Genomic DNA, 13,415 nt, shown 5'->3' on the forward strand with positions numbered 1-13,415 from the left:
GGCAAAGTCACACCCCCGGACAACGCGTGACCACCGGCCTCGACCCGCCCTGTGCCCCTGCGGAGATCTGCAACGGGATGGCGAGGTACCAAGCTGCAGGAACCAGACATGAAATGTGAAGCCCATAACGAAGTATCTCCCGCGGAAATAGACATTCCCTCCATACGGGCCAAATATCGCGAGGAGCGGCAGAAGCGTATCCGCCCGGAAGGCCAGCGCCAGTACGTGCGCCCCTCCGGCGATGCCTCCCAGGAATTTGCCGCCGACCCGCACCTGCCGATCGAGGCCCGGGAGCCGATTTCGGAAGATATCGATGTGATCGTCCTTGGCGGCGGCTTCGGCGGCCTGCTGGCGTCCTATTACCTGACCAAACAGGGTGTGACCAACTTCCGCAATATCGACAGCGCCGGAGATTTCGGCGGCGTCTGGTACTGGAACCGCTACCCCGGTATCCAGTGTGACAACGAATCCTACTGCTACCTGCCAATCCTCGAGGAAACCGGCTTCATGCCCTCGAAGAAGTTTGCCGATGGCTGGGAAATCCAGGGCTATTGCCGGGAGATCGCCGAACAGTTCGGTTTTGCCGAGCAGGCGGTATTCCACACCCTGATCACCACGCTGCGCTGGGATGCAGAGATCCAGCGCTGGCGCATCGCCACCAACCGCGGGGACGAGTTCCGCGCGCGTTTCGTGGTGATGGCCTGTGGCGTGCTCAACATGCCCAAATTGCCCGGGATTCCCGGCATCAATGAATTCAGGGGCAAGTTGTTCCACACCGCGCGCTGGGATTACGACTATACCGGCGGCTCCTACGGCAAGCCGGAACTCGACAAACTGCAAGACAAACGCGTTGCCCTGGTGGGAACCGGTGCGACCTCCATCCAGGCGGTGCCGCACCTGGCGGAGTGGGCGAAGGAGTTGTACGTGGTGCAGCGCACCCCCTCCAGTGTCGACGAGCGGCCCAACCCGCCGACTGATTCGGAATGGGTAAAAACCCTGCAGCCCGGCTGGCAGCAGGAGCGCCAGGACAATTTCCATCGTGGTGCCATGGAGGCGTTCGCGCCGGGTGAACAGGACCTGATCTGCGATTTCTGGACCGAGATCAGCCGCAACATGAACGCCAAACTGGAGGCGCGGGGCTGGCCGCAACTGTCCATGGAAGAGTTCATGGAAATGCGCGAGGTCGAGGACTACCTGCTGATGGAGCGTATGCGCCGCCGGGTGGAACAGTCCGTGGACGACCCGGAAACCGCGGAGGCACTGAAGCCTTACTACCGTTTCATGTGCAAGCGCCCGCTGTCGAGCAACGAATACTACCCGGCGTTCAACCGGCCCAACGTCAAGCTGATCGACGTAGCGGAAACCCAGGGCCTGGAGCGACTGACCGAGACCGGCTTCGTGGCCAACGGTGAAGAGCACGAGGTGGACTGCGTTATCTTCGCCTCCGGTTTCGAGGTCACCAGCGATCTCGAACGTCGCTGGGGCATGGAAGCAGTCGAAGGCCGCGACGGCCTGTCAATTTATGACCACTGGCGCGATGGTCCAGTGACCCTGCACGGCACCATGACCCACGGCTTCCCCAACCAGTTCTTCGTGGGTTACTACCAGGGCGGCATCAACGCCTCGGTCACCGAGCAGTTCGGCCGCCAGGGCGAACATATCGCCTACATCATCGCCGAGGCGCTGCGGCGCGGCGCGACCTATGTCGAGGCCAGCAGCGAGGCCCAGGACGCCTACGTGCAGAAATTCGAGGAAATGGTCCCCGACCAGAGCGCCTTCCAGGCGGACTGTCCGCCCAGCTACTTCAACAACGAGGGCGAGTCCAATCCGAAGTGGGGCCTGTTCCGGCCCTGGGGGCCGGGCTGGAACGATTTCATGGCGATGCTGCAGGCGTGGCGTGAAAGCGGTGACCTGCAGGGACTGATCGTCGAAAACCGCGAGTAAGTTAAGTACAGCGCTTGTTTACTGGCAGAAGCCCGGCCTCGATCCGGGCTTTCTTATTCCCGGCCCGCTGTCGGGGACTGCCGGTCACGTTGTCCGTGAAACAATCCGCAGGCCAGTCCGGGGTGCGCGGTGGAGTAGGGGCAGGGCCGGGACGCGGCGTCCATAAGCTGAGACAGGAGTAATCACGACCGCAAGCCCGCAGCAAAATGCCCGCCGCCACATTCGAATTTATGTCATAGTCCAGATTTAGACTTCGCCGTTTGTAACCGACACTTCCCTGATAGATGCTGAATCGCCGCTACCTGCTCAAGCAGGCCATGGTTGCCATGGCCGCCACACCCGCACTGGCCTCTTCTGCCCTGCGCGCCTCCCCTGCTGGGCGCGACCTGGCGGCCCTGTGTGTCCATACCCGCTACGATGCCACCCTGAAGGCAACCCTGCCGCGAGCCGCGCAACTGCGCATTGTCGCCCGCTCGGGGGCGCCCGCAGTGGCCGGTGGCGCCTATCGCTGGCACGGTGCACCGGACGGCGGCGCCTGCTTTCCCAGCGCGGCGGGCGGCTGGATCTATGTCTCCAACAGCGAGTTGCCCAAGGGTACAGCGACCACAATGGGCGGCGTCGGTGCGCTGCGTTTCAACGCGGCGGGCGAGGTAGTGGACAGCTACCCCATCCTGGAAAACACCCGCCTGAATTGTGCCGGCGGGCGCAGCCTCTGGGGAACCTGGCTTTCCTGCGAGGAATACGGCGAGAGCGGCCTGGTCTACGAATGCGACCCGGAAGGCAAAAAACCGGCCCGTGCGCGACCGGCGATGGGCGCCTTCACTCACGAGGCAGTGGCGATGGACCCGGCAACGGGGCGCGCCTACCTCACCGAGGACCAACCCAACGGTTGCCTCTACCGCTTCACTCCGGCGAGACCTGGTGACCTCGCAGAGGGACTGCTGGAACTCGCGGTGGCCGAGGGCATGCACCTCACCTGGCACCAAGTGCCGGATGCAAGCGCAAGCAAACGCCCGCTGCGCTACCAGGTGCCGGAAGCGGCACGCTTCCGCGGCGGCGAGGGCATCGTCTACAGTGACGGCGCCATCTACTTCACCACCAAGCACGATAACCGGGTCTGGCGCCTGCAGCTCGCGGACGACCGGCTCTCGGTGGTGTATGACGCCACGCTCCATGATTCGGCGGTATTGAGCGGTGTCGACAACCTGGAAATCGCCCCGGGGGGTGAATTGCTGGTAGCGGAAGACGGCGGCGACATGCAGATCGTTGCCCTGCTTGACGACTACCGCCCGGCTCCCCTGCTGACCCTGCACGAGCAGCCGGAATCCGAGATCACCGGGCCGGCGTTTTCGCCGGATGGTTCGCGCCTGTACTTCAGTTCCCAGCGGGGGTTCAGCGGCCGTTCCGAGGACGGGTTGACCTACGAGTTGATCCTGCCCTGATTGTTGGTTGTTCCGGGTTCCGGGTCTATGGGTTTGGTGGTTAGCCCGCCGCGCGCGATCCGGCAGGTGCCTGCTGGAACACGCCAAAAAGCGCACATCCATGTGCAGGCTCGGGTGGCGACATCCATGTCGCCACACGGTTCCAGCAGGCACCTGCCGGCTCACACGCTACCTGTTGTGCGATATACACATTGGGCATTTATTTCTGGCTAAAAACACAGCGTATTTTCACGAAGCGCGAAGCTATCGGATGAATGTTGCTCGTTCGCCGAGTGTTAACCACTGTGAGAGCGGCAGAACGCAATTCCCCCTACAGAAACCGTGAGGCGACAGGACGTCGCCGACCGAGCCTGCACATGGATGTGCGCTTTTTGGCGTGTTTCTGTGGGGGGAATTGCGTTCTGGTGCGATTATCGGAGTCCCATTTCCACTGAGACCGAACCCATACAATAAAATGACGAACGCAGGAGGAACGCGATTCAGGTGTATGTAGTTAGGGTAGGATTACGAAACAGGAACGGCAGATTTACCCGGCTCCCCGGCAATCTCCCGCACCAGCTTCGGCACCAGATATCCGGGTAATTGCGCACTGGTCGCTTTCCACAGTGCCACGGCTTCAACTTCCGCAACGTCGAAATGCGCCGCCCCCGCCACCCTGTCCAGCAGGTGCAGGTAGTAGGGCAGTACACCCGCCGCGAACAGGGCTTCACTGAGATCGACCAGCGCCTTCACGCTGTCATTCACCCCGCGCAGCAGGACCGACTGGTTGAGCACGGTAAAGCCCGCGCTGCGCAGGCGGCCCGTTGCTTCAGCCGTTTCCGCATCGATCTCGTTGGCGTGGTTGGCGTGAATGACGAAGACCGTGTCGAGGTTCGGCCGGGACAGGGCCGTGATCAGTTCATCGGTCACCCGCGCGGGAATCACCACCGGCAGCCGGGTGTGGACGCGCAGGCGGCGGACGTGGGGAATGGCGGCGATGGTGGATACCAGGTCATCGAGCTGCCGGTCGCCGGGCATCAGCGGGTCGCCGCCGCTGAGGATGACCTCGGAGATGGTAGTGTCCCCGGCGACCTCGGCCAGTGTATCGCGCCACTGCAGGCGGTTGACCCGGTTGTCCGCGTAGGGAAAGTGGCGGCGGAAACAGTAGCGACAGTTGACGGCACAGCCGCCGCTGACCAGCAGCAGGGCGCGGCCGCGGTATTTGCGCAACAGGCCCGGGCGGGCGTTGACCGCGCCGGTTTCGCCCACGGGATCGTTGCTGAAACCGGGCATCTCGAGGAGTTCGCGTTTGCTGGCGAGAACCTGGCGCAACAGCGGGTCGTCGGGGTCGCCCCGGCGCATGCGCCGGATAAAGGCACGCGGGACCTTGAGGGCGAAGCCCCTGGCCGCGGCCTCGCTGAGGCCCGCCTGTCCGGGCTCGAGGCCGAGCAGGTCGAGTAATTCCTCCCCACTGGTCACGACATCGCGCAACTGGCTCTGCCAGCTGGCGGGGCCGGCGATAGGCTGGCTGTTCAGGGTCATGGGAAGCTGGGGGGGCTGTTGATTCGGGCGGTCATTCTACCAGTTTCCGGGGCGTTCGCCTGCTACCGCTGGAACGCCGGATCAGGCGCGCAGAATCCGCCGCAACAGGCCGTCTTCGTGGCGCAGGCGCTCGCGCTCGACCAGCAATTGGCGAATCTGCTGCTCGATCTGTTGTTCGACCTGCTTGCGCAGGGACTTCTGCCGGGCTTTGGTCGGCGGCTTTTTGCCGGCGAGGGGCGCCAGGTTCAGCGGCTCGCCAAAGCCGATCAGGCAGCGTTGCAGTTTGGGAAACAGGGAGCTGAGGGCGCCCATTGGCAGGGGCGGAAGCAGGTCGGTGCGGGTGCTGTCGGTGAGCAGGCCGAGGCTGCGCAGCAGTACCCCCAGGGGGGTTCCGGGCAGTTCCTCCCCTTCGTAGAGATTGTCGTAGAACTCGTCGGGACCGACCATGGCAACCGGCACGATCGTATAGCCGTGTTTCGCGGCCAGGCGGATGAAACCGTAGCGCTCCTTCCACTGCAGGGTGTAGCGCTGGCGCTGCGGCTTGACCGACTCGTGGGCGCCCCCCGGATAGAGCAGGATGTTCTGCCGAGCCTCCATCAGTGCCTCGCCGACATCGGGGTGGCCCATCACCATGCCCATGTTCAGCAGGCGTTCACCGACGAGGTCGATGTTGAAGAACAGTTTGTCGGCCATCGGCCGCAGGAATATGCCGAGCTCCTCCTGCATGACTGGCAGCAGGACCAGGGTATCCAGGGCGAACAGGGAGTGATTGCCGATAAACAGGCAGGGACGGTCGGGAATTTTTTCCGCACCGTAGACCACCGGCCGGAAGAGCCTGCTGACAATGCGGTACAGGCAGCCGCCGTAGAGGTCGGCGGGGGTGTCCATCGATTGCGCGACAGCGATGTGGTGAGCCAGCCGGTCACCGGTCAGGGGCTGGTTGTCCCTGTCGAGGATTCCCGCCATTGACCCTACCTCCAGTTGCTCAGCCGAGTTTGTCGCGCAGGCTGTAGAATAGCATGCCCGCGACCAGTCCTGGCCAGCGCAGCAGGGTGCCGCCCGGGAAGGTATGCGTGGGCACGCGCGCCATGACATCGAAGCGTTCGGCGCTGCCGGCGACCGCTTCCGCCATTAACTTGCCGGCCAGTGTCGCGGTGGGTACGCCGTGGCCGGAAAAGCCCTGGGCACAGAACACGTTCTGCGACAGGCGGCTGAAATCCGGCATGCGGTTCATGGTGATGGCCAGGGTGCCGCCCCAGCCGTAATCGATGCGGGTATCGTGCAGTTCCGGGTATACCCGCAGCATGTACTTGCGGACAAAACTGGGGATATCCGCCGGGAACTTGCGGCTGTAGTTTTCACCGCCGCCGAACAGCAGGCGGTTGTCGGCGGAGAGCTTCCAGTAATTGATCACAAACAGGCTGTCGGACATGGAGACGTCGTCGCGAATCAGGCGTCGCGCCAGGGCGTCATCCAGCGGCTGTGTGGCCAGCATGAAATTGTTGATCGGCATGATGCGCCCGGCGGCGCGCGGGGCGAGGTTTTCCAGGTAGCCGTTGCAGGCCAGCAGCAGGTAATCCGCGCGTACTTCACCGCTCGCGGTTTTCACCCGTACCTGCTGACCCTCCTGCCAGGATTGCGCGCGGGAGTCCTCGTAAATCTGTGCGCCGGCATCGCTCGCGGCCCGGGCCAGGCCCAGTGCGAAATTCAGCGGGTGCAGGTGGCGGGCGCCCTTGTCGAGCACACCGCAGTGAAAACCCTGCCCGGAGGTCATTTCCGCCAGTTCGGCCCGGCCGACGAAACTTACCTGCGGGTAGTCGTACACGGAATGCAGGTGTTCGACTTCCTCGCGGAAATCATCCACTTCCTTCGCCTTGGCCGCGACGTGCAGGTTGCCGGTTTTCAGTTCGCAGTCGATCCGGTGCCTGGCAATCAGCTCGCAGACCGTGTCCACCGCTTCCAGGCCGAGCTGCCAGAGCGCTTTGGCATCTTCCAGGCCCACCAGCTTCTCCAGGGTGGCCTGGTCCGAGCGCTGCCCGGTGCCGACGTGGCCGCCGTTGCGCCCCGACGCCCCCCAGCCGACCCGGTTGGCCTCCAGCAGGATGACCGAGTATCCCCGTTCGCGCAGGTGCAGTGCGCTGGACAGGCCGGTATAGCCGCCGCCGACGATGCACACATCGGCCCTCGCGTCTCCGGCCAGGGTGGGGAATTCCAGGTTCTGGTTGGCGCTCGCGGCGTACCAGGAATCGACATGGGCTGTTTTTGGCATTGCGGCAATATACCGTTGCGTCGGTGGCTGCGCTCATAACACCATAGGGTTAAGCTTTGGGCAAAGCCCTTGAACGGCCTCAATTTCATCGCGATACTGCATCATCGCAGCAACCACGGTTACTCTATGAGTACTGACACCCAAGTCATCCAGGACTGGCTCCGGCAACACCAGATTTCCGAAGTGGAAGTCCTGGTCCCTGACATGACCGGCAACGCCCGGGGCAAGTTCGTCCCCGCCCACCAGTTCCTGACCATGGGTGAGCCCAAGCTCCCGGAAAGTATCCTGGTACAAAGCGTCACCGGGGAGTACTGCGAGGAACATTGGGAACTGGTCGAGCCGACCGACGCCGACATGGTGCTGCAACCCGACCCCGCCGCGATGCGCGTCGTGCCCTGGGCGCGCGAACCCACCGCACAGATCATCCACGACTGCTACAACAACCGCGGCGAACTGCATCCGCTGTCCACCCGCAATGTGCTGCGCAAGGTGCTCGACCTCTACGCCGCCGAAGGTCTCAAGCCGGTGGTCGCCCCGGAGGTGGAGTTCTACCTGGTGGCCCGCAACCTCGACCCGGACTATGTGCTGGAGCCGCCCAGCGGCCGTTCCGGCCGGCGCGAAACCTCGCGGCTTTCCTACAGCATCGACGCCGTGGCCGAGTTCGAGGACTTCGTCGAGGACATGTACGACTACGCAGAGGCCCAGGAACTGCAGGTCGACACCCTGATCCACGAAAACGGCGCCGCGCAGATGGAGATCAACTTCCTGCACGGCGACGCCATGAGCCTGGCCGACCAGGTTTTCACTTTCAAGCGCACCGTGCGCGAGACAGCGCACAAGCACGGCGTCTACGCCACCTTCATGGCCAAGCCGATGCAAAACGATGCCGGCAGTGCCCTGCACATTCACCAGAGCATGGTGCGGGCCGATACCGGGGAAAATATCTTTGCCGACAAGAACGGCAAGCACACCGACGCTTTCCTCAGCTATATCGCCGGCCTGCAACACTACACCCCGGAGTTGATTGCGTTCTACGCGCCCAACGTGAATTCCTACCGGCGGCTGGCGCCGGACATCGCGGCGCCGATCAACGTCAACTGGGGTGTCGGCAACCGCACCACGGCGTTCCGGGTGCCGGAAAGCGGCCCCGCCGCCACCCGTGTGGAGAACCGGTTCCCCGGTGCCGACGCCAACCCCTATCTCGCCTTCGCTGCGACCCTGGCCTCGGGATTCCTCGGCATGCAGCGCAAACTGCAGCCCACTGCGCCGCACCAGGGCACCGCCAACGAGGATGAAGTGGAAGTGGCGCGCACCCTGGAAGAGGGGCTGCGCAGCCTCGGCAGTTCTCCGGAGGTACGCGAGGTATTTGGCGCCCTGTTCCTCAAGGCCTTTGCCGCGGTGAAACGCGATGAGTTCGAGGAGTTCAACCGGGTCATATCTTCCTGGGAGCGGGAGCACCTGCTCCTCCAGGTGTAAGCGGAAAGCGCGGCTGCGAAAATGGGTGAAGCGGAAACCCTGTTCGGCAGCCGGGCCCACTACCGCTGGTTCACCGCCATCAAGTATGTCGTCTACCTGTTGCTGGCGATCAATGTCTGGCTGTTCCTGCAGGAGGAGCTGGCGGCTCTCGACCACACCTTCGTCGATGGCTTCAGGCTGTCGCAGGTCATCCAGGTGTTTTCCGCTACCATCGATACCGCCGCGTGGCTGTTGCTGCTGATCCTGTTCGAACTGGAGACCTCGGTTCTCGACGACAGGCGAATCCACGGGCTGGTCAAATGGGCACTGCACGGGCTGCGGTTGATTTGCTACGTCGCCGTCTTCTACGCCTTCACCGGTTATGTCGATGAACTCCTTGACCTCTATGACGTGACGCCCCTGCCCGACTTTAACGCCTGTGCCAGCCTCGGCCAGCACCTCTCCCTGCAACTGGACCTGGACGAGTACGCTCCCCTGACTGCCGCCAATTGCGCCGCAGTGGCCGGGCCGGTATTCCAGCTCAACGGCTTTTCCATCATCTCCCCCGGGGAAACCCTCACCAGTGCGCGCTGGCTGGCCTGGACCGATGTACTGAATTCCGCTGCCTGGTTGCTGGTGGTAATCGTGCTGGAAGTGGAGGTCCGACTGCAGTTGCGCGGCCAGCTCTCCGACCGGATGGTGCATTTGATGCGGGTGCTCAAGACGATTATTTATGCCACCCTCTTTTTCGCTGCGGCCTACTGGGGTTATGCTGGCGACCTGCTCGATTTCTGGGATGCGGCGCTGTGGCTGTTTGCCTTCATCTTCATTGAAATGAACGTGTTCGAGTGGCAGTACGAAACTGCCCACGGCACGTCGAAGGACACTGCCAGCGGCGACGCCTCTCCCGCCTGATTCCCGGCCTACACCCATGCAAACACGAGAAGACCTCGCCAGCCTGCGCTGGAACGCCGCCCTTGCGGCAGTCGAAATCATTGACCAGACCCGCCTGCCGCACGATTTGCAGCGGGTCACCCTGGATTGCCTCGACGATTACTGCCACGCGATCAGTGCCATGCTGGTGCGCGGTGCGCCGCTCATCGGTATCACTGCAGCCTATGGCCTCGCCCACGCGCTGGCCCAGGATGCCAGTGATGCGGGCCTGGCTCGCGCCAGCGAGCGCCTGCTGGCGACCCGCCCTACCGCAGTCAACCTGCGCTGGGCACTGGAGCGCATGGCGCAGCAGGTGGACGACCTGGCGCCCGAATTGCGTGCCGCGGCTGCACTGGAACAGGCCCACGCCCTGCGCGAAGCGGAAATCGCCAGTTGCGCTGCAATCGGCGAGCACGGTCTGGCACTGTTGCAGGCGCGGGCCGGTGAGCATGGGCCCTTGCAGGTCATGACCCACTGCAACGCGGGCGGGCTTGCCACCATCGAATGGGGCACCGCCCTGGCGCCGGTCTACCGGGCCCATGCGGCAGGGGTCCCGGTGCATGTGTGGGTGTCGGAAACCCGCCCGCGCAACCAGGGCACCCACCTCACCGCCTGGGAACTGCAGCAGGCCGGCGTGCCCTTTACCGTGGTGGCGGACAACAGCTGTGGCCAGTTGATGCGCGAGGGCCGGGTCGACTGCGTGATCGTGGGTTCGGACCGCACCGCCGCCAATGGCGACGTGTGCAACAAGGTGGGTACTTACATGAAAGCGCTGGCGGCGGCGGACAACCAGATTCCGTTTTACGTGGCACTGCCGGCGTCCACGGTGGACTGGCGCTGTGCCAGCGGGGCGGAGATACCGATCGAGGAACGCGGCGAGGATGAAGTGCTGGCGGTGACCGGCCGCATGGCCTCGGGCGCGCTGCAGACCGTCAGCCTGGCGGCGGCCGGCACCCGGGCTGCAAATCCCGCATTCGATGTCACTCCAGCGCGCCTGGTAACGGCATTGATTACCGAGCACGGGGTGTTTGCTGCCAGTGAAAGTGGCATGCAGGCCTTGCGGGCCCGCTGTCAGGACTTTTCGTTGACGCCGATGTGATCGATACGCGGGTACGGCCGCCACTGGAAGGTTTGCCGGTGATCGCAGATCAGGCAGCTGTGCTCGATGTCACCGCTGTGCGGGTCCATGGGGCCGCACTGGACCATCATACCCTTGCCGCAGGCATCACAGACGTAGTTGACCTCGATAGGGCGCACTTCGCGTTTGATTTCCGGCATGACAGTTAATTTCCTGCTCCGGCAAGGTTCGAACTGCCTGGTTTTTCGGGGGTAGCAAATGGAGGCCGCCGGGGGTGCCGGCGGCGGCAAGGCCTGGTAGCCAGACCGGGCGCTTATTCAGTAATCGCCCAGCTCCAGGTCGTAATAGCCCAGTTCTTCGCGGAGACGTTTTTCTTCCAGCCGCTGCTCAGCACGGCGACGCTTTTCAGCCAGCCGTTGTTTGTCTGAGGTATAGGGCGTCAGTTCGTCCATGTCGTCGTCGGACATTTCGCTGAAGATCGGCTCGAACATGTCGTCGAGGGAATCCGAGGAGGATTCCTGGCTGCGCTCTCCCATAAATCACCTCCCGATGATTTACAACCAAGATAACAGTTAAGACAGCAAAAACCGCTCTGTCTTAGCGCGGAGTAAATCAAAAAATTTCCGGGATGGCGAACTTTTTTTGCCAGTAAATTCTGCACAAAATTCGGGACAGCCCGCCGGCCTCTGCAGCCCTCCCTGGCTGGTTTTCGACGTCCTTGTCGGTTTCCACCCGGCGAGGCCGACGGGCTATCGGAAGTGGTAGTGCAAGTGCTATGCCAGTCGAGAATGGGCGCTTGTGACAGGCAATAGCCCCTGATTTCGCCGATTGGCGTTTCGCTGGCGCTGTCCGGACATGTCCGCTAACTGGACGAGACCTGGGCCAGGATCTCCCCGGCAACCTGTGCCGGGTCCAGCCCCCGGGTGTCGATACTGAGGGTGGCGTAGCGCTGGTAGAGAGGGGTGCGCTCGGCAAAGATCTCCGCGAAGCCCTGTTTGCTGTCGCTGGCGATGCCGCGCGGTGGCGCGGCCGCGACCCGCGCCTGCAGGGTGGCCAGTTCCGCGCGCAGGTAGACCACCGGACCCTGCGCAGCGAGCCGCTGCATAACCGCATCGCTGTAGACGACACTGCCGCCGGTAGCGATGACCGCACCGGAAAGGTCGAGTCCCAGGAGCACTTCCTCCTCGATTTCCCGCAACCGTCGATAACCGTCACGCAGCAGGATTTCCTCCAGCGTCGCCCCCTCGCGAACCTGGATGTCGACATCCGTATCCATAAAGCGCAGCCCGCAGAGCTTGGCGAGCAGAATGCCGACGCTGCTCTTGCCCACCCCGGGCATACCGATCAGGCTGATACTGGGTAACTGTTCCATGCACTGGCTCCATCGCTCAGTCGCCATTATCGGCAAGTGTGGCCGCGCCGGCCAGCGAGCGCTGGCCGCGTCACGGCCTGGCGCTGACCCCGGTGGCTTGCAGCCCGGGGGGGCTGTGGTTAGAGTGGCGCTTTTCACCTGCCCCCGTGTGACCGCCATGAGCCTGAAAACCACTCCCCTTAATACCCTGCACCGCGAGCTGGGTGCGAAAATGGTGCCCTTTGCCGGCTATGACATGCCCGTGCAATACCCCACCGGCATCATTCGCGAGCACCAGCACACCCGCGATCAGGCGGGCCTGTTCGACGTCTCCCACATGGGCCAGGTCGTGGTCTCCGGCCCGGGCGCCGCCGCCGCGCTGGAACGCCTGCTGCCGGCAGACCTCGAGGGACTCGGCGAACACCGCCAGACCTACAGCCTGCTGACCAACGGCGAAGGCGGCGTGCGCGACGACCTCATCGTGACCCGCTGGGGACCGGATACTTTTTTCCTGGTGGTGAACGCCGCCTGCAAGGAACAGGACATCGCCTACCTGCGCGAAAACCTGCCTGGCCTGGAAATCGATGTTCTCGAGGACCGCGCGTTGCTCGCCCTGCAGGGACCGCAGGCGCGCGCGGTCATGGCTGAACTCTGTCCCGGGGCGGCGCAACTGGTTTTCCTGCAGGGCGCCAGGCTCGCCATCGAGGGGGTGGACGCCTATGTCACCTCCTCGGGTTACACCGGTGAAGACGGCTTTGAGCTGTCCGTGCCCGCCGCCAGTGCCGATGCCATTGCCCGCAGCTTGCTCGCCCAACCCGCCGTCGAGGCTATAGGCCTCGGCGCGCGCGATTCCCTGCGCCTGGAAGCCGGCCTGTGCCTCTACGGCCACGAACTGACCGAGACCACCGACCCCGTCCAGGCGGGCCTGGCCTGGGCGATCGCCAAAGCCCGTCGCGTCGATGGTGCGCGCCCCGGCGGATTCCCGGGCGCGGACGTCATCCTCGACCGCCTGCAGAACCCGCCTTCGGTGCGCCGGGTGGGACTGGTCGTCGACGGCAAGCGCCCGGTGCGCGACGGCCAGTCGGTAATCAATGCCGAGGGCGACACCGTCGGCGATATCTGCTCCGCCGCCTTTGGCGCGACACTCGGCGGCCCCATCGCCATGGCCTACCTGAGCAGGGATTACGCAGAGCCGGGTACCCAGCTCGCCGTGGACGTGCGCGGCAAGCAGGTGCCGGTAACGGTGACCAGAATGCCCTTTGTGCCGCAGCGTTACTACCGCGGCTGACACCGCCTCTGCTCGGTCTGAATTGATAATCCCGGAATCTCGCTACAATCGGGGGTGTTCGGCCCAGCTATTCCCCGACGGGGCGTCCGAGGACAGGATGTCCGAGGCCGAGCCTGCACAGGGATGTGCGCTTT

The 13,415-nt window shown here is 63.8% G+C and carries 12 protein-coding genes; 6 read left to right on the plus strand and 6 right to left on the minus strand.

What is annotated here, in order from left to right; translation table 11 throughout:
- Window positions 1–108 precede the first annotated feature (108 nt).
- Together ACNKU3_RS14745 and ACNKU3_RS14750 are read left to right on the plus strand one after the other, a co-directional pair.
- On the plus strand, window positions 109–1,944 hold the full coding sequence (locus ACNKU3_RS14745) for a flavin-containing monooxygenase (RefSeq protein WP_418260269.1): 1,836 nt from the start codon (window positions 109–111) through the stop codon (window positions 1,942–1,944).
- Between the two features lie 284 nt (window positions 1,945–2,228).
- Window positions 2,229–3,386: an alkaline phosphatase PhoX gene (locus tag ACNKU3_RS14750; RefSeq protein ID WP_418260270.1), complete on the plus strand. Its 1,158-nt coding sequence runs from the start codon at window positions 2,229–2,231 to the stop codon at window positions 3,384–3,386.
- Window positions 3,387–3,890: 504 nt separating this feature from the next.
- Here ACNKU3_RS14750 and epmB read toward each other — a convergent pair.
- The 3 genes from epmB to ACNKU3_RS14765 all read right to left on the minus strand — a co-directional run bounded on the left by epmB (window position 3,891) and on the right by ACNKU3_RS14765 (window position 7,176).
- Window positions 3,891–4,907: an EF-P beta-lysylation protein EpmB gene (gene epmB, locus ACNKU3_RS14755; RefSeq protein ID WP_418260271.1), complete on the minus strand. Its 1,017-nt coding sequence runs from the start codon at window positions 4,905–4,907 to the stop codon at window positions 3,891–3,893.
- A gap of 81 nt (window positions 4,908–4,988) precedes the next feature.
- A complete protein-coding gene (locus ACNKU3_RS14760) occupies window positions 4,989–5,873 on the minus strand; it encodes a lysophospholipid acyltransferase family protein (RefSeq protein ID WP_418260272.1) in 885 nt (294 codons plus the stop codon).
- Between the two features lie 19 nt (window positions 5,874–5,892).
- Window positions 5,893–7,176, minus strand: a complete 1,284-nt coding sequence (locus ACNKU3_RS14765) for an NAD(P)/FAD-dependent oxidoreductase (protein WP_418260273.1) — start codon at window positions 7,174–7,176, stop codon at window positions 5,893–5,895.
- A gap of 126 nt (window positions 7,177–7,302) precedes the next feature.
- On the opposite strand from ACNKU3_RS14765, the gene ACNKU3_RS14770 reads away from it, so the two are divergent.
- The 3 genes from ACNKU3_RS14770 to mtnA are packed head-to-tail and all read left to right on the plus strand — an operon-like array spanning window position 7,303 to window position 10,663.
- Window positions 7,303–8,652, plus strand: coding sequence for a glutamine synthetase family protein (locus tag ACNKU3_RS14770; RefSeq protein ID WP_418260274.1), 1,350 nt, complete (start codon window positions 7,303–7,305; stop codon window positions 8,650–8,652).
- Between the two features lie 21 nt (window positions 8,653–8,673).
- Entirely contained in the window at window positions 8,674–9,546 is an 873-nt protein-coding gene (locus tag ACNKU3_RS14775) for a hypothetical protein (protein WP_418260275.1), read from the plus strand.
- Window positions 9,547–9,562: 16 nt separating this feature from the next.
- Complete coding sequence (gene mtnA, locus ACNKU3_RS14780; protein WP_418260276.1) at window positions 9,563–10,663, plus strand: S-methyl-5-thioribose-1-phosphate isomerase; 1,101 nt, start codon at window positions 9,563–9,565, stop codon at window positions 10,661–10,663.
- On the opposite strand, the gene ACNKU3_RS14785 is transcribed toward mtnA, so the two are convergent.
- The 3 genes from ACNKU3_RS14785 to ACNKU3_RS14795 form a co-directional block, all read right to left on the minus strand.
- Complete coding sequence (locus ACNKU3_RS14785; RefSeq protein ID WP_418260277.1) at window positions 10,636–10,842, minus strand: type II citrate synthase; 207 nt, start codon at window positions 10,840–10,842, stop codon at window positions 10,636–10,638. The two genes, mtnA and ACNKU3_RS14785, sit on opposite strands and share 28 nt — an antisense overlap.
- A gap of 117 nt (window positions 10,843–10,959) precedes the next feature.
- Entirely contained in the window at window positions 10,960–11,178 is a 219-nt protein-coding gene (locus ACNKU3_RS14790; protein WP_418260278.1) for a PA3496 family putative envelope integrity protein, read from the minus strand.
- Between the two features lie 326 nt (window positions 11,179–11,504).
- Window positions 11,505–12,014, minus strand: a complete 510-nt coding sequence (locus tag ACNKU3_RS14795) for a shikimate kinase (protein ID WP_418260279.1) — start codon at window positions 12,012–12,014, stop codon at window positions 11,505–11,507.
- A 157-nt stretch (window positions 12,015–12,171) separates the two neighbouring features.
- On the opposite strand from ACNKU3_RS14795, the gene gcvT reads away from it, so the two are divergent.
- Window positions 12,172–13,281: a glycine cleavage system aminomethyltransferase GcvT gene (gene gcvT / locus ACNKU3_RS14800; RefSeq protein WP_418260280.1), complete on the plus strand. Its 1,110-nt coding sequence runs from the start codon at window positions 12,172–12,174 to the stop codon at window positions 13,279–13,281.
- The last annotated feature ends 134 nt before the right edge of the window (window positions 13,282–13,415 follow it).

This window comes from Haliea sp. E17 (assembly GCF_048323675.1).
GTDB lineage: Bacteria > Pseudomonadota > Gammaproteobacteria > Pseudomonadales > Halieaceae > Mangrovimicrobium.

What these genes read in the sequence shown, in the direction of transcription:
- ACNKU3_RS14745 (WP_418260269.1), top strand. Translation starts at nt 109, where the DNA reads ATGAAATGTGAAGCCCATAACGAAGTATCTCCCGCGGAAATAGACATT.
- ACNKU3_RS14750 (WP_418260270.1), top strand. Translation starts at nt 2,229, where the DNA reads ATGCTGAATCGCCGCTACCTGCTCAAGCAGGCCATGGTTGCCATGGCC.
- epmB (WP_418260271.1), bottom strand. Translation starts at nt 4,907, where the DNA reads ATGACCCTGAACAGCCAGCCTATCGCCGGCCCCGCCAGCTGGCAGAGC.
- ACNKU3_RS14760 (WP_418260272.1), bottom strand. Translation starts at nt 5,873, where the DNA reads ATGGCGGGAATCCTCGACAGGGACAACCAGCCCCTGACCGGTGACCGG.
- ACNKU3_RS14765 (WP_418260273.1), bottom strand. Translation starts at nt 7,176, where the DNA reads ATGCCAAAAACAGCCCATGTCGATTCCTGGTACGCCGCGAGCGCCAAC.
- ACNKU3_RS14770 (WP_418260274.1), top strand. Translation starts at nt 7,303, where the DNA reads ATGAGTACTGACACCCAAGTCATCCAGGACTGGCTCCGGCAACACCAG.
- ACNKU3_RS14775 (WP_418260275.1), top strand. Translation starts at nt 8,674, where the DNA reads ATGGGTGAAGCGGAAACCCTGTTCGGCAGCCGGGCCCACTACCGCTGG.
- mtnA (WP_418260276.1), top strand. Translation starts at nt 9,563, where the DNA reads ATGCAAACACGAGAAGACCTCGCCAGCCTGCGCTGGAACGCCGCCCTT.
- ACNKU3_RS14785 (WP_418260277.1), bottom strand. Translation starts at nt 10,842, where the DNA reads ATGCCGGAAATCAAACGCGAAGTGCGCCCTATCGAGGTCAACTACGTC.
- ACNKU3_RS14790 (WP_418260278.1), bottom strand. Translation starts at nt 11,178, where the DNA reads ATGGGAGAGCGCAGCCAGGAATCCTCCTCGGATTCCCTCGACGACATG.
- ACNKU3_RS14795 (WP_418260279.1), bottom strand. Translation starts at nt 12,014, where the DNA reads ATGGAACAGTTACCCAGTATCAGCCTGATCGGTATGCCCGGGGTGGGC.
- gcvT (WP_418260280.1), top strand. Translation starts at nt 12,172, where the DNA reads ATGAGCCTGAAAACCACTCCCCTTAATACCCTGCACCGCGAGCTGGGT.